11 protein-coding genes and 1 pseudogene are annotated in these 16,261 nt (G+C 56.7%); 7 read left to right on the plus strand and 5 right to left on the minus strand.

Annotated elements, in window-relative coordinates; translation table 11 throughout:
* Positions 1-2 precede the first annotated feature (2 nt).
* The 3 genes from V6F78_RS01575 to V6F78_RS01585 form a co-directional block, all read right to left on the minus strand.
* Positions 3-2,618, minus strand: a complete 2,616-nt coding sequence (locus V6F78_RS01575; protein WP_332726841.1) for a PD-(D/E)XK nuclease family protein — start codon at positions 2,616-2,618, stop codon at positions 3-5.
* A gap of 123 nt (positions 2,619-2,741) precedes the next feature.
* Positions 2,742-3,812, minus strand: coding sequence for a helix-turn-helix transcriptional regulator (locus V6F78_RS01580; protein WP_332726494.1), 1,071 nt, complete (start codon positions 3,810-3,812; stop codon positions 2,742-2,744).
* Between the two features lie 42 nt (positions 3,813-3,854).
* The gene (locus V6F78_RS01585; protein ID WP_332726495.1) at positions 3,855-4,505 is read right to left on the minus strand and encodes a hypothetical protein; all 651 of its coding nucleotides are present in this window, start codon (positions 4,503-4,505) and stop codon (positions 3,855-3,857) included.
* A 309-nt stretch (positions 4,506-4,814) separates the two neighbouring features.
* Here V6F78_RS01585 and V6F78_RS01590 point away from each other — a divergent pair, with 309 nt between their 5' ends.
* The 4 genes and pseudogenes from V6F78_RS01590 to V6F78_RS01605 all read left to right on the plus strand — a co-directional run bounded on the left by V6F78_RS01590 (position 4,815) and on the right by V6F78_RS01605 (position 7,863).
* Complete coding sequence (locus V6F78_RS01590) at positions 4,815-5,375, plus strand: hypothetical protein (RefSeq protein WP_332726496.1); 561 nt, start codon at positions 4,815-4,817, stop codon at positions 5,373-5,375.
* Between the two features lie 150 nt (positions 5,376-5,525).
* Positions 5,526-5,654, plus strand: a complete 129-nt coding sequence (locus V6F78_RS01595) for a hypothetical protein (RefSeq protein WP_258869198.1) — start codon at positions 5,526-5,528, stop codon at positions 5,652-5,654.
* Positions 5,655-5,700: 46 nt separating this feature from the next.
* Positions 5,701-7,026 carry a hypothetical protein gene (locus V6F78_RS01600; protein ID WP_332726497.1) on the plus strand — a complete coding sequence of 442 codons (1,326 nt, stop codon included), beginning with the start codon at positions 5,701-5,703 and terminating at the stop codon, positions 7,024-7,026.
* A gap of 75 nt (positions 7,027-7,101) precedes the next feature.
* Positions 7,102-7,863, plus strand: a pseudogene (locus tag V6F78_RS01605) (SIR2 family NAD-dependent protein deacylase).
* An 18-nt stretch (positions 7,864-7,881) separates the two neighbouring features.
* On the opposite strand, the gene V6F78_RS01610 reads toward V6F78_RS01605, so the two are convergent.
* Together V6F78_RS01610 and V6F78_RS01615 are read right to left on the minus strand one after the other, a co-directional pair.
* Positions 7,882-8,151, minus strand: a complete 270-nt coding sequence (locus tag V6F78_RS01610; protein WP_332726498.1) for a hypothetical protein — start codon at positions 8,149-8,151, stop codon at positions 7,882-7,884.
* A gap of 40 nt (positions 8,152-8,191) precedes the next feature.
* Positions 8,192-10,285 carry an AAA family ATPase gene (locus tag V6F78_RS01615; protein WP_332726499.1) on the minus strand — a complete coding sequence of 698 codons (2,094 nt, stop codon included), beginning with the start codon at positions 10,283-10,285 and terminating at the stop codon, positions 8,192-8,194.
* 495 nt (positions 10,286-10,780) lie between these two features.
* On the opposite strand from V6F78_RS01615, the gene V6F78_RS01620 reads away from it, so the two are divergent.
* The 3 genes from V6F78_RS01620 (at position 10,781) to V6F78_RS01630 (ending at position 16,216) form a co-directional block, all read left to right on the plus strand.
* Positions 10,781-12,244, plus strand: coding sequence for a DUF726 domain-containing protein (locus V6F78_RS01620; protein ID WP_332726500.1), 1,464 nt, complete (start codon positions 10,781-10,783; stop codon positions 12,242-12,244).
* 67 nt (positions 12,245-12,311) lie between these two features.
* On the plus strand, positions 12,312-14,513 hold the full coding sequence (locus V6F78_RS01625) for a hypothetical protein (RefSeq protein WP_332726501.1): 2,202 nt from the start codon (positions 12,312-12,314) through the stop codon (positions 14,511-14,513).
* Positions 14,513-16,216 carry a LeoA/HP0731 family dynamin-like GTPase gene (locus tag V6F78_RS01630; RefSeq protein ID WP_332726502.1) on the plus strand — a complete coding sequence of 568 codons (1,704 nt, stop codon included), beginning with the start codon at positions 14,513-14,515 and terminating at the stop codon, positions 16,214-16,216. The genes V6F78_RS01625 and V6F78_RS01630 overlap by 1 nt, the downstream gene beginning before the upstream one ends.
* Positions 16,217-16,261: the final 45 nt, after the last annotated feature.

Raw genomic sequence — 16,261 nt, forward strand, 5'->3', positions numbered from 1 at the left:
TGTCATTGCTCCCATCCGGCCAGGGCCAGGTAGTCGTTATAGGCTTCCTTGAGGTATTCCATTGGCATCGCTTTCTCGGGGGGTGCCGAAGCCTCGTCCTCTTCAATGCTTTCCAGTGCCACTTCAAAGAGACCTGCGGTGATCTGCGCCTGACGCCATTTCCAGGCCTCGGTAAAGCTCAGCCAGAGTTCGGGCGTGGTGCTTGGTGGAGAGGCGGGCACCCGTTCGGAATCGGCAAATACACGGTCATCCGGTGTCAGCAGGCGGGCGGACTCCAGAATGAAATACGCCACAGACGGCAATGAGCCGGTCTCCTGACGCAGCAATTCGGCATAAATCGCCAGTTGCAAATGACGGTTCGCCTTGAGTTGTTCGGGATATTTTTTGCCGCCGGCCCACTTCATGTCGACGATGGCTCGATGCCCGTCTTCTGTGGTCAGCACCAGGTCGGCAGAACCCGCCAGAGCGCCTCCAGCGAATTGCCCATCCAATGCCTGCTCTGCGGTTACGACGCGGACATTGGCATTGGCAAAGTGCGCTCGCAGCTGGGTCATTGCACGCAACATTCGGTGGCGCAGGGTCGACAGATCGGCACCGCGCCCCTCCATCAACAGCACTGCCCCTTCTTCACGCACCAGGCGCGGGAAATGAATCGAGAACCATGTGGCGAAGTCTGCCGCGTCCATGGTCAACGCGTCGGATCTGCTGAAAAAGTGTTCAGCTAATCGGTGGGTAAGCGAACCGTTCAGAAGAAAACTGTCGCTCAGGCTAAGACTTTTGGATGCCTGAATCTTGGCTCCGTATTGCAGCAGCCATTGGTAAGGGTTGAACAGCAGCAGGTTAAGGCTCGAGAAAGAGGCTTTTTCTGGCAGAGCCAGCGGCACGTCTGTCGGTAGCTTCCACCATCGTTTGCGCACTGGCAGGGGGGTCGATGGTTGTGGTTGAAATAACAGGCCGGGCGCAAATAAAAGGTCTTCCAGCGCATGTACTTTTGGGTGCTGAGCAACCGCTTCGATCATCTGCCAAAGTGGGTGACTTTCCTCGTGCGGCGGCGCCAGCACTAGCGTTAGATTGTAGTTCGCGACCAGCAAAGGCCGTAGCCAGTCTTGGGCCGCTTGAGCCAGCAGCGTCCCACCTTCGGGCAGCGCCACTCCTGCATTTGCGAGTTGCAGCAGTTCTGCCTTGGACCACGGCGAAATTGCAGGCAGTGCCGGCATGGCCAGATTCCACCACACCACCGTGTCCGAGCTCTCAATGGCGGCACCCGGGCGGGAAACGGTCAAATGAGCGCCGACCTGGGCGGCCAGTAACGGATTATCCGTGCCACTCGCAGTGGCCTGTTCGATCACCTGCTGCAATTGTCGCGGACGCAACCGCTCGACGCCTTGAAGTTGAAGTGTCTCTAGTGCTTCCAAAGCAGCCTCGCACTGCGCATAACCCGTCCGAGCAGCCAGGCTGTGTGCGGGTTCTTCGTGGCCCAGCCGCGGTTGAAAAAACGCCAGCAAGCGCTGAACACGCACTAAAACTTCGCTCAGCGGCGCGCCTTCATCAACACTGAACGTGGGAGCTTCGAGCCAGTCGCCAATGGATGTCCGTACACGAGGCGCTTCGGCGCCGTAGTGTTCGGCGATGCGCTCCAAAACTGCTTCCCATTCGACTCCGACAATGCCCGGCATGCTCGATACCTTGGTCGCCAACTGTCGACGGGCAAACAGCCGAATCGGGCATATCGGATGGGTCAGAAACTGCAATAGCGCCGGATAATTCAGTGGCGCCCAAAGCAACTCCATGGCCAAAGGCAATACCTGCAGGGCCGGCCGCAAATCGCTGCTGCCATTCAGGCCATGGCGAGCCTGATTTGCACCGACCAAATGACCATCAAGGCAGCCGCCTTCGACACCGGCCACCAGCAAGGTCTGCACGCTTTCATCCAGCGAGCGGCTCAACCAGCTCGCCGCCAACACTCGAGTCTGTGCCTGAACGACCTTTACCGTGCCGTCCTCTTGCCACGGCATCGGTGTCACGCGCTCACCGGCAATGCTCTTGCGCAGTTGCGTCTGCAACTGGCCCAGGAAGCCTTGCGCCGTGCCCACGGGCACCTCAAGGCGCTCGTGTGGGAGTTGATGCAGCACCGCTTGCCAACCAAGTGGGTATACCTCCCAATCGTCAGCCAGCAGCACATTCTTGATCGGTGGTCGCCGCACAGCCAGAGCCGCGGCAACATTGTGCAGGCGTTGCCCAATCGAAGGCGCGACTACCTCGCGGGCTTTCATCTCTACCTCGGTAAGGTCCTTCAGGCGCTGGCCGGCATCTGCCTCCACGCGCCCATCCCAACCGTACAGATACAAGTCATCCCGCCAGGCCAGCAACGCAGCGGCCACACCCAGCTCATCAGCGGAAAAACTGGCGTTGTAGAAACGCTGTGCGTTGTTGCAGTGTGCCAGGCAATCCCGATACGCCGCTGTACGCTGCGCCGCGCAAGGCTGGTGGGCTGTCAGGCCCAGTTGGGTTTCCAGAATATCCAGAAACCCCTGTGGCCCGACCGTCAAAGCGCCCAGCTGATTACTCGCCCGGGTTGCCCGTTGACCATCGAGTTGCATACCGAACGTGATGAGCATTTCAGACACGTTGACGCTCCTTGTGAAGTGTTCAACACACCGCTATCGGTGCGTTGTTGCAATGACGCAAATACAGACTTCTCGTGGCGGCTGGCGACTACCCTACGAGCGAGGCGCGACGGATTATGTCGCGGTCAGCACGTTCGTCAACGGAACCACTGTCCCCGCCACATCCGCCATCTCACCCATCGGCCAATAAGCCGCCGCCGCATGCTGCAACGTCTCGCCAATTTGAGTCCGAAGCTCGGCCGGCTGCTCCACCACCATCGCATCGCCCTGGGACAGAATCCACCAATGCAACTGCCAGGTATTGCTCAGCGTCGATCGCAATCGATAGCCATCCTCCAACTGCTCCAGCGTCATGTCCGTACTCAACGGAGTCTCGCGAATCAAGCGTGCCTGCCGCTCGCTCACCCACGCCTGAAACTGGATTTTTGCTGGTGTTCCGAACTGTAGAGCGTCGCTGGCCAGGTATTCGTGCAGGTCGAACCCCTGCAATCCTTCTGCGGGTTTATCGAGCTGCTCGACAATGCGAAAACGATGCACCGCAAACTGGCGCACATCGGTATATGGATGCGCTGTGGCGATCAAATAGGTCACCAACCCACGCTGCACCATCGCCATTGGATTTAGCGTCATCTCGCTCAACTTGTCGGAATGCGCTGAGTAGTACTGGCATGTCACCTGACACTCATCGATCAGCGCCTTCTGCAATGCCTCCAGCAACTCCGGGTCGATATCTGGTGCCTGCAGGTTCAGGTCCGGCCGCACACTGGCGACCTTTTCCAGCCAACGGGCGGCCGGGTTATCGTCCTCCAAACCCTTGAGTTTCTGCCGCGCATGTACGAAGCGTGGTTCCAGCACGCTGAGCATGCTGGCGGGCAACAATGGACGGATCGCGTCTGCAACCAATGTCAGGCTCAAGGCTTCGGTCAGCGTAATGCCTTGCAACTCCACATTGACACCAGGCGTCCAGTACCAGGCTTGCGGCGTGATGTCGTCGTTGCACTGCAACGGAAAGACCAATGACAGATCTATCAAATCACGCTCGACGGTGCGCCGGCTGATTTTGAATCCGGAAGAATCAAGACGCGCCAGCAACTCGGTCACTGTGATGCCGGTATCACGTTTGGGAAGATGCTTTAGCAGCTCCCACTGGCGGCTAACCGTGGAATGCGATTTGGCTGAAGGCACGGGAGTGTCCTTGTGCAGAGGCTTGGAGTGCGAATAGTCGTGCTACGCCTGGACCACCGGGTAGCAGGCGTCGCCCCAAAGTGTTCTCGGGTTGTCGAGCATGAGCAGAATCACGAGCGGCACAAGCTTGCCAAGCAGGTTGGTGCAGTCACGCAACTGGGTGCGATTGACGCTGCCTTCCCATGTGGCTCCGCCGTGGATCAGTTGGTTGCGCAAGGTATAGATGCGGTTGAACATCACCCCAAGCACCTTCGCTGTATCGCGATCAGCCAGTGCTGCATGCGCTGTGCATTTGCCGCTACGCAAGCGCTCTTCCCACACGACTTCGGTGATCTTGCCGTTCTGAAAATCCCAGAAGCTCTGAAACACATAAGGGTTGTCCAGCAGCGCACGAATGCTGCCAGGGAACTGCGACCACACCAGTTTTTCGATCAGATGTTCGGTGTCCAGCAGGCAGAGCTTTTGCAGGAATCCCTTGAATGCTTCCTGCTCGGACAACCGATGATACTCATCGATATCGGTGGCATAGGCGGCGTTGAAGGCGATCCAGAGGAAGATGAAACGACCGTCCACATCCTCTGCCTGTTCCGCACGATTGAGCCAGCTCAAGGCACGGTGAACCCGAAGCGCAAGATTGGGGTGGTGCGCGTCACGTTCGTTGCGGTGGCGGGTCTTGAGCGACTGGTAGTCCATTCCAGATCTTTCCTTGGGGCTGAGGAGGTCTGCTTAGCCTTGAGCATTGTTACCGTATCGGCTGGTTGGGGCCGGGCTTGAGCGTTCGGGCAAAGCCATGCGACACATTTTGCCGCGGCATGGCGATAGGCTATCACTTATTAAAGTTTTGGATCTACACGCGGATATTTGTTAAGGGGCGTTCAGGTCTGCAGCCATTTCAACTGAAAGCGCTCGCGAGGGCCTGCAAGGACACCGACACACATCGCCGCCTGACTGATGTCTGGCCTCAGGCAAAGAAAATCAGAGCGCAGGCCATAAGGAGCGCACATGAAGCGTATCGAACGAGACTTCATCACACTGTTCAACTGCCTCTGGTACCAGGACTTTCCCGTTTCGGAAGGCGACTACACCAACACGGCAGACTGGACCATTCATATCGGGCTAGTTGTTAAAACCTGCGCGAAGTTGTTGGGCGCGCGGGCGGGATTTGAACAGGGTGGACGTACCGATGCCGTTATCAAGTTTTCCGACGGCAAAATACTGTCGAATGTGGAGTGGGAGTGGAGCGAGGCGCACAGGGACGATGTCGGCGAGATCGAAAAATTGCTGTCCAACCATGAAGCTGCCGCTTTCTCAACGTTTATCTCCTACAGTGCCGAGAAGAACCTTGCCGCCACGATCGAAAAAGCTGCAAGCCTGTGGCGGCAGGCAAGTCGACCGCTGATTTTCTTTGTTGTGACTTTCGAAAGGTCGAGTGGCAACCGCGAGTTTCTTGAGCTGCAAACTTATGTTTTTGAGCACGGTAGCTATCGGCTGAATCGCTCGCAACCAGCACTGCCCTGCGACTTGTTCCAGAGTGAATACCTCGAATATGAGGATGGTGAGTAAGCAGAGTATGCCTGTGGCTCGCCGTTCATTGCGGGTATGAGTCCAATAGCCTTGGCAGGCCAAAAAATCATCCGTGATGCTTTTGGGGGCGACGCGATCTGTCGCACTCCATGAGCATGCTCAAAGTATCCAATCAGGGGAGTAAGGACTGTGCTGAAAAATATTCTGGCCACCGTTGGCGCTTTTGTCATCGCCAAAAAAGGGTATGAGGTGTATCGGCATTACAAGGCGATGGAGGCGGAGAATGAGTTCTTGCGCAAGGGGCAGGGGCCGACTTAGTGTTCGTCGGTATCAATTCGACCCTGGATTTGGCAAGGAAGTCAGCATGACGCAATTGGCAGCTCAAACAGTCTCATCGTTGTGGCCAACGTTGGGCGAACTGGGACCGCTTCGAACACCCTCGCAACGTTCTTCATTCGCTGTTGAAAGCGTGACGCCTGAGCGAGTCAAAGTGCAGGCCGGGAAGACAGGGGTCGTTATTCGCAAGGTCGCGTTCGAAGCGGCATTGGAGTATCTGCACGCCAACGATCATCATGCAGGTAATCCGTGTGTGATCGGGGCTGATAACGACCATGAAAAAGCCGGGCCCCTTTGCAAAGCTGCCCGACAGCTCCCATCGGGGAAATACGGCCAGCGAAACATTACCTATGTACTTCCGATTCTGCAGCGACTGGGGGTTGTAGGTATCAATCCGAACAGCCCCACTTGCGTCTGGCTGACGAAACGGCCAATGGCTGTCGTGACCGACCATCAACTGATAAAACCAGTCATAGACGACAAACCCCCAAGACTCCTGACCCCTGACCAGTTGGCTTTCGCCAATCATTTGGGGGCATTGTGGGGTGGGGCGCCAGGATCTTTCGAACATCGCTATCAAACCAGCAAGCATCATTCCTGGAAACCCTGGAAAGAGCGTGGCAACGGTGACGACTGGTGGTGTCTGACCCTGGCTCAGGCGGCTGACCATTATTCCTGGCCTGAAAAGCTGGCACCTGATGACTTTGCCAGTATTGCGACCCGACTTCATCAAGCACTCGCGGCGAACGATCATATTGCTGCACAAACAGCCTGCGAGAATATATTCAGTTGGGGTGGTGTCGCTCGCAAGGAGGACGACGTCTCCCTGGTGTGGGTCAAGGCGCAAGCTGCTGCCAAAACCCTATGCCGCTCAATCCTCACTGCCGTCGAACTGCTTCGCCCCGAATGCACTGCATCGCTGAAAGCCTTTGACGGCAAGAACCTGCTCATGAACTCCGCGATGACCAAGATTTACGCGGCTGCAGATCCGGACAACATCATCATTTACGATGGGCGGGTGGGCGCGGCATTGGGATTGTTAACACGCCATTGGCTGGTGAAAAATCGACAGTGCGCCATACCGGCCGACCTTGCATTTCGCTGGGGGCCGAACACCAAAACGACCAGTAACAAGACGGAAACGCGTGATCCGTCACGTGATAAGTTCGAATTTGTATCGCTTTATAAGCCCAGCACCGTGGCGACGAACCGAACCGAGTATTGGGCCGATCTTGTCCGTAATACCAACCGTATCCTGCAACAAGTGGTCCTGACGCTCGCCGCTCAAGGGCGGGTAGTGACTCTGCTGGAACTGGAGCGGGCATTGTTCATGATTGGCTATCACGTCCGTTAGCTTATGGTGAAGGTCAACCAATAGTTCACTGAGATCTGCTGCGGCTCGGGCAGCGGTAGAGCGTAGGAGGTCATTATGGAGTTCCAGGCTCAACAGTTGCACGATGCATCCCGTGTCGTTGTTTTCTCTGGGGCTGGAATTTCCGCAGAGAGTGGTATCCCCACGTTCCGCGATGCCTTGACCGGGCTATGGGAGCGCTTTGACCCCGCCTCCCTGGCGACTGCTCAGGCCTTTCGCAATGACCCCGCCCTGGTGTGGGGATGGTACGAATGGTGACGCGCCAAGGTGTTGGTGGCAAAGCCGAACGCCGCGCACCTGGCGATAGCCAGACTGGCTACATGCGTCCCCAAGCTTACCGTTGTCACCCAAAACGTCGATGACTTGCTCGAGCGTGCCGGATGCCCTGACGTGTTGCATTTGCACGGCAGCCTTGGCTCGCCGCGCTGCTTTGCCTGCGCGCGGCCCTATGAGTTAAAAGGTGAACAACTCGATGAGCCAGAGGAGGGGCGCGCCATCGAGCCACCTCGCTGCCTGCATTGCAATGGCAAGGTGCGGCCGGGCGTCGTCTGGTTTGGCGAATCGCTACCCGATGACGTTTGGCGCAAAGCGGTGGCGGCAGCCAGGGATTGTGATCTTTTGCTATCGGTGGGCACTTCGGGGCTGGTGCAGCCAGCGGCCGAGATACCGCAGATTGCCCTGCAAAATGGGGCGCGGGTGGTGCACATCAATGTGCAGCCGGAGACGATAGTGGGGGAGCGTGAGTTCAGCCTGGTTGGCAGGGCAGCAGAGGTTCTGCCGCGGTTGATTGAACAAGCATTTGGAGAATGCGCAAGGTAGGCTGCTACCGGCCTCCTGCTAGTCATCGCCCGAGATCCAGATTGCTGACCAGCGTTCAAACTCCTCTTCGGTCGCATTGAGCGCGTGTTCATGGGGCACATCACGAATGTTCCACGCGTAGTTGATGTGATGCTGGACGTGCTCCAAGTGGCTGCGAAAGTGCCCCTCGCGATATCGCGTCGGCTTACGTGTTCCGAACACATGACCTGTCTCCAGGCAGATCACGATGCGTTGCAGCGCCCGGATCGATTCATTCAGATGGGTGATGATCAACTCTTGGTTTTTCATGGTGCGCTCATCGATGGGGGGCTATGGGTTCTCGGTACGTTCAATGGATGAACCCGATCGGCTTTTGCAGCCCCGCAGATTTCAACCGACATTCCGCCAACAACGCCGTTGCCAACTCGTCGGCACTCGCGAACGGCTTGAAACGTGCGCGTCGCGCCACTGCCGCAAAATCTCCCGGAGTCAGACGCTCTTCACCGCGCAGCCGCTGCCCGGCGACGTGTTTCGAATCCTCGAGACCCAAGGCGTTCAAGTGCGCAGCAAACAACGCGAGCTTCTGGGGCTGCGTCAGATAGCCAAAATGCACTTTCAAATCGAAGCGCCGCAGCGAAGCTTCATCCAGGTCGCCGATCAAGTTGGTGGAGGCAATGAATAGCCCGTTGTGGCTCTCCATCTGCGTGAGCATTTCGTTCACGGTGGTCACCTCCCAACTCTGCCGCGCCTTGCGGCGGTCCTGCAGAAAACTGTCTACTTCATCGAACAGCAACACCGCGTCTTCCTGCCGGGCCTGCTCAAAGACGCTGGCCAGGTTCTGTTCGGTCATGCCTACATAAGGTGAGACCAGGTCCGATACTCGTTTGACCATCAGAGGCTTGTTCAGCTCTTGGGCAAGCCAGCGCCCGAACGCGGTTTTTCCGGTGCCGGGTGGGCCATAGAAACAAAGCCGAGCCTGGGGATGGGCGCGCAGACCCTCGACCAGACCGGCGAGTGACAGATCGGCGTTGATCCAGTCCGGTGAATAAAAACCTGGCAAACCGTTGGCGTCGTTGAGTGGCAGTTTGGCGAAGCCTTGGGCCTTGAGTGTGTTGTCGACGATGCAACGGATGGTGCTGTCCAAGGTCTTGCCCGCGCGCGCAGAGACATTACGGCCTACTCGCACAGCACGCTCGAGCACTGCAGGAGTGACTTGCCCGTGAGCGCAAAGATGCTCGACCAACTCATTGCCCAGCTTGCCCGCGCCACAATCGCGCAATAGTTTTTCGCGCTGCGCCAGCGGCGGATTGGGCATCTCGATCACCAGATCGAAGCGGCGTATATGTGCAGCGTCGATCGCCTCGATGCTGTTACTCAGCCAGAAGCAAGGCAGCGCGTTTTCCTCGAGCATGCGATTGATCCAGGCTTTCTGGGAGCGGCTGCCGACATCGAAGATGGAAGTTTGAAAGATATCTTCGATCTCGTCCATTACCAGCAAGGCTCGCTGTACATGCAACACGCTGTTAGCCGCACGCAGTGAACATAATCGCTGGTGGGCGTAAAGCGGGTCGCCATGGCGATCGGTGCATGCCACCTCGTACAGCGCACTGTTCAGACGCTTGGCGAGTAAGCGGCTTAACTGAGTCTTGCCGGTGCCCGGTGGCCCGTAGAGCAAAATGTTCACCCCGGCCCGGCCCTGTTCCAATGCCTTGGCCAGGTAGCGTTCGGCAATATCCAGCGGTTGCTTCACATGAACGAAATGCTCACGACTCAGCTTTCCCGGTGGGCTCAAGCGGAATGCATAGACAAACAACTCAAGCGGCGAGCCTTGGCTGAAGCGCAACAGGCCGGGCAGGTCCTGGTTGCTTACATACAGCAGTGAACTCAGGGTCATCGAGGATGCGCTGTGGCTGGTGCCTAGGTCCAGTAACCCCGTGCGTACCAGTTGGCTGTCACGACTCAGGCACGTTCGGACCTCCGTCAGCGGTAGCCCCAACAATACTGACAACGACTTGAGCGCCCGGTTGTAGCCCAGTACACCCAACTGGTCGGTGGCATCGCTGAGCACCGGATCGTTATGCATCAGCACACAAAAGCCCAGCACGCGCAGCTCTGCGTCGCTCAACTGCAGCAAGGCTCCCAGCGATTGAATGTTGCTTGCCAATCGGTCGGGGTAAGACGGGTGCGGATAATCAACCTTGAATGCACGCGCATTCTGGCGCAATGCCTTGAGTGCCTGCGCCGCGTTGTATTCCTGGTCATCGACCCACTCTGCCAGCCCTAACTCGCGGGCTAATTCGTCATCATTGAAACTGTGGCGACCCATGAAAGTGCGGTGGCCGCCAAGCTCCAGCATCAGTTGGAAACACCACTTCAGCGAGAGCGCACAGGTGTCGGCAGCACGCAGGCTATCGTGGGCGAATGGAGTGGGGCTGGTTGGCATGCGAGATGTCCTGACGCTTGGGAGAGGACAGCATGGGGCGATCGGTGGTCAGAATGCGTCGTGTAACGAAGCCCGGGCGTTGGCTTGGGTATTAGACCTTCGGTTCTGGATGGGTGATGGCAATTCGGCATCGTGCTGGGCATAATCGATGCGCCGTCGCAGTAGCAGATTTGACGTGATCCAGGCACAGGGAAGCGCTTGCGGCGCCCCCTCGCACGCCAGATTCAAGTTCGTATGATTTTGAATTGGCCACTTGATAACTGACGAACTCTTGCAATCGGCCTTACATGCGCGGTCTGCGCATTTCATGAGATGACTCGGATGAACTTTGCCTATGCAATGGCCTTTTTCCGAATTGCTGCCAGGTGAAGTATGGGGTTAATGGTCGGTGATGTTGCGTTTTTGATTGTCCTCGGTGGCGCCATCAGTCCCGCTGAAAAAGGGGCGAAAGGGGCAAGCACCCAGATGTTGCGCTCCAGTGTCGGACGTTGACCCATGAACCCACATTTCAAGTTCAGGACTTTGCCGAAGGCTTGCGGGACCGTGGCGAATATCTTTATTCATGGATATTCGGCGGGGCATGATCTTCAAGATCGCCGGTTATTGGTAAGCGGCATCCCGGCATCGCTGCAGAACTGCGTGAATATCTTTGCTTTCTGGCCCTCGGGTCACTTTGCCCGTGTCGGCAGCAGCTCACGCAGCCTGTTCGCTGCTGGCGCGCGCGTGCATGTCGCCGTGGGAGCGGCGGTGTTTGTGGGTGATCGCGCTGTTCATTTCGCGCGGATTCGCTCAAGAGCCGAAGAGATGGGCAAGGTGCTGATGGAACAGTTGCAGGAGTATCTGTTCAAAAAGCACCCCCATGTCACGACCGTCAATTTGATTGGTCACTCGTTAGGCGGCAGGTTGGTTGTCAGTGCGCTCAAGAGCCGCACTGATCCGCTTGGCCACGGACTGGCCATCGATGATGTTCTGCTAATGGCTGCCGCCGTCGAAGTAACTCCATCCGATGCCGCCCAGATGGAGTCGCGTATTAATGGACGCCTGATCAATGCCTATTCCAGGGACGATTGGACGCTTTTCATGAATTTTGGAGAGGCGAGTCTGGGCCGTAACGAGGTGGAAAACTTCGACAATATCTCGATGCCGGAATTTGGGCACGGCGATTACTGGAAGAAACTGCCTGCGGTCATGGCCCAGACAAAATTCAAGGGTTACCAGGGGCAGCAGCTCGCAGAAGTACTTGGAACGGTCACGGCTGTTGATGACTTCGTGCGCAATGATTCCATTGTCTACCGAGTCCTCGAACGATCCCCGGTCGATTTGACCGAAGAAGCCATCAAACATCTGAAGACCAGCAGTTGGACAGACATCAAAGATGCTGAAGAGGATCGAGCCTTCTCATTCACACGAGAGTTTCAGCTGGTCGGCGGACATTGTCTGGTCAACGCAGCCAGGCGCCGCGGCCTGACCTATGTGGACGCACTGCAAATGCTTGCCGAGCATTATGAGTTGGGTTCAAAAGCTCATCGCTGCGCCAGCGTTTTGGAGACCGAAGAGCTGTTGATCAAGACATTCTTCCAGCACGCTTTTCCTGACGGGCATCCGTTAGCCAACGCTCCACTGACCGCTGCGAAGGTCATGTCCCGTGAAGTCTATTTCAAGCACATTGACGCTCTGGCCGAGCGCCTCACCGTAGCCTCGTACTTCAAGCCCTCGACGGTTGACGTTGACATGACCGACCCATCCGCAGGCACGGCGATGGCCTCAACCACGACAATAGCTTTGGCTGGTTATGCCAATGCCGTCGCCGGCTTGCTGGGTACGCTTGCAAAGAAGCCCGTGAGTCGATTGTTGACCAACTTCAAGACTGCGCTCAAGCCGGGATACTCGGCCCTGATACCTGCGGTTGCGATTGTGTTTTATGCACGGGTGGAACTCGACGATGAAGGGCTGATGTAACACGCAGCCCTCTGTCTGGCAGACCCCCTCGGTCACTTATTTCAACCTGGATGAAAGAGTCCGCCCCATGATTATCGAGTCGCAATCCCCCAAGGAAATCTATCTGAAAGTTGGCCGAGAGGTCGCGGTCATCCTGCAGGCGTTGGAAACCAGGTCCCAGGACCAGAAACTGGCCAAGCAGCAGGACAGCGCCCGCGGCATTCTCCAGGGCGTGCAGCAAGAGTTGAACGACGCAATGGCCGATCTGCAAAGTCACGCAGAGTGGGACACGTTCACCCTGGCTTTTTATGGTGAGACCGGTGCCGGTAAATCGACACTGATCGAGACACTGCGGATCTTGCTGGATGAAACCTCCAAGGTCGAACAACGCCAGCGTTTCCGGCAGTTGCAAGCGAGTCTGGGGTTGAGCGAGGAGGCACTGCAGCAGCTCGAAGAGAGCATCGTAACTCTGGATGAACAATTGACCGCTGTGCAGAGCAACCTGGAGGCGGTGGCGCGGGATTTCGATCAGCAGGATGCGGCCATGGCGGCGGAGCTGGACGTATTGACTCGAACCATCGCCGACAAGAAAAACAACGCCAATCTGTTCCAGCGTCTGCTCAATGCGCTGCGCAAACTGCCGGAAGAAAAGCTGCTCGTTGAGCGTCAGGCTTGCATCGAGCCATTGACGGCACAACGGCGAGCGGCAATGGCAGTCGTAGAACAGCAGAAAGTACAACTTCAGGCGCAAAAAACGGAGCAACAAACCCGCCAGCACGCTGCATTGGAAGGGCTGGCCGAACTGAACCGTGATGCCGATGGCTCCATCATCGGTGATGGTCGCCCGGACTTCACTCGCCAGACTCACCGTTATGACTTTTGCGCCGAAGGTCAACGTTTCGCGTTGCTGGACGTGCCCGGAATCGAAGGCGATGAGAAGCAGGTCAAAGATGAGATCGACAGCGCGGTCAAAAAGGCTCACGCGGTGTTCTATGTGACCAGCAAGCCCACGGCTCCGCAAAAAGGCGACGAGGCGCGTCAAGGGACACTGGAAAAGATCAAGGCCCACCTGGGGGCCCAGACGGAAGTCTGGTCACTGTTCAACAAACGCGTCACCAACCCAATGCTCCTGGAAAAGCCGCAACTTGTCAGCGAGGACGAACAGGCCAGCCTTCAGGACCTGGACATCAAGATGCGCGAGCAGTTGGGGGAGCATTATCAGCACGCGATATCACTGAGTGCCTGGCCTGCGTTCCTGGCGGTGGCCGATTGCCTGGTACCAAGATCGTCAGCGGCCAACAATCAGGCCAAGTTCCTGAGCAAACTGCCGGCCGGGCAGATGCTTGATAAATCAGGTCTGACGTCGTTCTGCGAGCACTTGAGTGGCAATCTGGTCAAGGATCATCGGGCGAAGATCAAGCGCTCCAACCTGCATAAGGTCAGGCGTGAGGTCAGCAAGATCATCCACCAGCTATCAACGCTACGCCGCCTCGAGTTCCGACCGCTGGAAGAGGAACTGCGTCTGGAAAGCAACAGCTCCCAAGCGCAACTTGGCATTGCACTGCAGGCCTTGGAAACGCGTTTGAACGCCAAGGGCGAAGAGGCCATCCGCAAGTTCAAGACGGCGGTCAGGAAAGAAGTCTACGCACGCATCGAGAATGATATTGGCAATGACGACTTCCGCAGCGCTTTGGAGCGCGGTATCACTGGGCAGCAAGAGGTGCTTGAGCGCGAATTGCCCTCAATCATGCAGGCTGAAGTCAACAGCTTCGCCAAGCAGATTGCCGCTGTGGTGGCTCGGTTCGAAGCGCATGCAAAGGAGTTGCTCTCCACGTACAGCAAGCTGCGTATCGGCGGCCTGAGTGTGCCTTTCAAGGTCGATATCAAGATCGACAACGGCATCAATCTGACTAGCCTGCTTGGCACCTTGGCTGGTGGTGCACTGATGTTCTGGAACCCTGCAGGCTGGGCGATCATCGCGCTGGGTGGCATCACGCTGTTGGTGAGTCTTGGGAAGGCCCTCTACGGCGCTTTCAACACCAAGTACAAGCAAGGGCAACAGCGCAAGTCGGTCGATGAAAACCTCGAAAAAATCGCCGAGCAGTTGCAAGAGGCATTTCACAAGAGCTTGGCCAGTGCTTTGCCAGAACTGAAGAAAAAAGTTGCTGAAGTCCAGGCTGACTTGAACGAGCCGGTGGCGCAAATCGCGGCCATCAATCAGATCCTGGGAAGCTCCCTTTCTCAACTGACTCAGCTTTCCAATGAAATTCAGGCAGAAGGTAATCGTTGATGGAAACAACACTTGATGTATTTCAGGCTCAGCAGATCAGCGCGCTGGATGTTCTCGATCGGCTGGAGACTTTTCTTCGCCAGGGAGAACACCTGGGTGTAACGATTGATCCAACGCTGCTGGCCAAGCTCGCCACATCCCGTAATCAAGTCGCGGGGGATAAACTGAAAATCGCCTTGGTGGGCGGCTTTTCCGAAGGCAAAACTTCCATAGCGGCGGCCTGGATGGAGCGGCTGGATAAATCCAGCATGAACATCAGCCAGCAGGAGTCTTCCAACGAAGTAAAAGTGTATGAGGTGGGTGACGATTTTGTGTTGATCGACACCCCTGGGCTTTTTGGCTTCAAAGAGCAGTACAACGCCGATACCCAGACTATCGAAAAGTATAAGGACATCACTCGCAAGTACGTCAGCGAGGCACATCTGATCCTGTATGTGATGAACTCCACCAACCCGATCAAGGAAAGCCACGCGGATGAGCTGAACTGGTTGTTCCGTACGCTCGACTTGCTGCCGCGTACGGTATTCGTCCTCAGCCGTTTCGACGAAGTTGCCGACGTCGAGGATGAGCAGGATTACCAGGGAAACCTGAAGATCAAGCGTGACAATGTCAAAAGCCGACTGCGCGACTCCATCGACGCCACCGAAGCGCAATTGGCTGCGCTGTCGATCGTGGCGGTAGCCGCCAACCCCTTCGATATGGGCACCGAATACTGGCTGGCAAATCTGGACAAGTTCAAGACACTGTCCCACATCGCCAACCTGCAAGGCGCTACCGTAGAAAAAATCAGAACCAGCGGTGGTGCGGTGGCCATCGTCGACCAGGCGCGTAACAGCGTTATCCTCGACGTGCTGCACAAGGAAGTACCGGTGGCCGTGGAGAACGACGAAAAGATCGGTGATGAGGTCAGTCGCCTGGAGCGCATGGGCAAGACCCTGCAAGAGCAGTTACAAGCTGCCAATAGCCGCATCAGTGACGTACGCATCAGCCTGCGCAGCTTTGTCCTCGACTACTTCACGGATCTCATCCTTCAGGCCAAGGGCCTCACGCTCGAAACGTGCGGTGAATTCTTCGAGCGTGAAATCGGCAATGAAGGCTTCGTTATGGCGACAACGCTGCAGAACGAGTTCGACCGACAGCTCAACGGTGTGACCCAAGAGATCAGCAGTATGCGCTTGAGTTTTGCCTCGGAAATTGAGCACTTCAACAGCACAGTGACCAAACTTGGCAAACAGGGTGTCAACTACGTCGTCAAGAGCAACCTGATCAACAATACCTCGGTTCTTGCAACACGTGACGGCATCGTCGCTGTCGCCAAAACCTTGGGAATGGACTTGGGCAAGATGCTCAAATTCAAGCCTTGGGGCGCGGTCAATCTGGCCAAAAATATCAATGGCGCTTTAGCGGTCTTAGGTTTCGCCCTGGAGGCTTGGGACACCTATCAACAAGTTCAGCGCGAAGAAGCCTTCCGCAAGTCCCAGCAGCAAATGGTGGAGAACTTCGATAAACAACGTAAAGAGATGATTGAGCTTCTCGACAGTGAGCATTTCATCCTGCGCTTCTTCCCTGCGTATCAGGAATTGCTTGGCACAGTGCAAGAGATGCAGGACAACATCGCTCAACGCCAAGAGCAACGCCAGCGCTTTCATGCCTGGCGCAAGACCGGTGAAACCATCGAAGCAGAGTTCGTTCGTCTGGCGTAATGGCTTGCACTCTCCGGGCCGTTCTCGGCTCGTGACGCATTGCGT

Origin of the sequence: Pseudomonas sp. ESBL9 (genome assembly GCF_036668715.1) — a bacterium.
Classification (GTDB): Bacteria; Pseudomonadota; Gammaproteobacteria; order Pseudomonadales; family Pseudomonadaceae; genus Aquipseudomonas; species Aquipseudomonas lundensis.

What these genes read in the sequence shown, in the direction of transcription:
- V6F78_RS01575 (WP_332726841.1), bottom strand. Translation starts at nt 2,618, where the DNA reads ATGCTCATCACGTTCGGTATGCAACTCGATGGTCAACGGGCAACCCGG.
- V6F78_RS01585 (WP_332726495.1), bottom strand. Translation starts at nt 4,505, where the DNA reads ATGGACTACCAGTCGCTCAAGACCCGCCACCGCAACGAACGTGACGCG.
- V6F78_RS01590 (WP_332726496.1), top strand. Translation starts at nt 4,815, where the DNA reads ATGAAGCGTATCGAACGAGACTTCATCACACTGTTCAACTGCCTCTGG.
- V6F78_RS01600 (WP_332726497.1), top strand. Translation starts at nt 5,701, where the DNA reads ATGACGCAATTGGCAGCTCAAACAGTCTCATCGTTGTGGCCAACGTTG.
- V6F78_RS01610 (WP_332726498.1), bottom strand. Translation starts at nt 8,151, where the DNA reads ATGAAAAACCAAGAGTTGATCATCACCCATCTGAATGAATCGATCCGG.
- V6F78_RS01615 (WP_332726499.1), bottom strand. Translation starts at nt 10,285, where the DNA reads ATGCCAACCAGCCCCACTCCATTCGCCCACGATAGCCTGCGTGCTGCC.
- V6F78_RS01620 (WP_332726500.1), top strand. Translation starts at nt 10,781, where the DNA reads ATGAACCCACATTTCAAGTTCAGGACTTTGCCGAAGGCTTGCGGGACC.
- V6F78_RS01625 (WP_332726501.1), top strand. Translation starts at nt 12,312, where the DNA reads ATGATTATCGAGTCGCAATCCCCCAAGGAAATCTATCTGAAAGTTGGC.
- V6F78_RS01630 (WP_332726502.1), top strand. Translation starts at nt 14,513, where the DNA reads ATGGAAACAACACTTGATGTATTTCAGGCTCAGCAGATCAGCGCGCTG.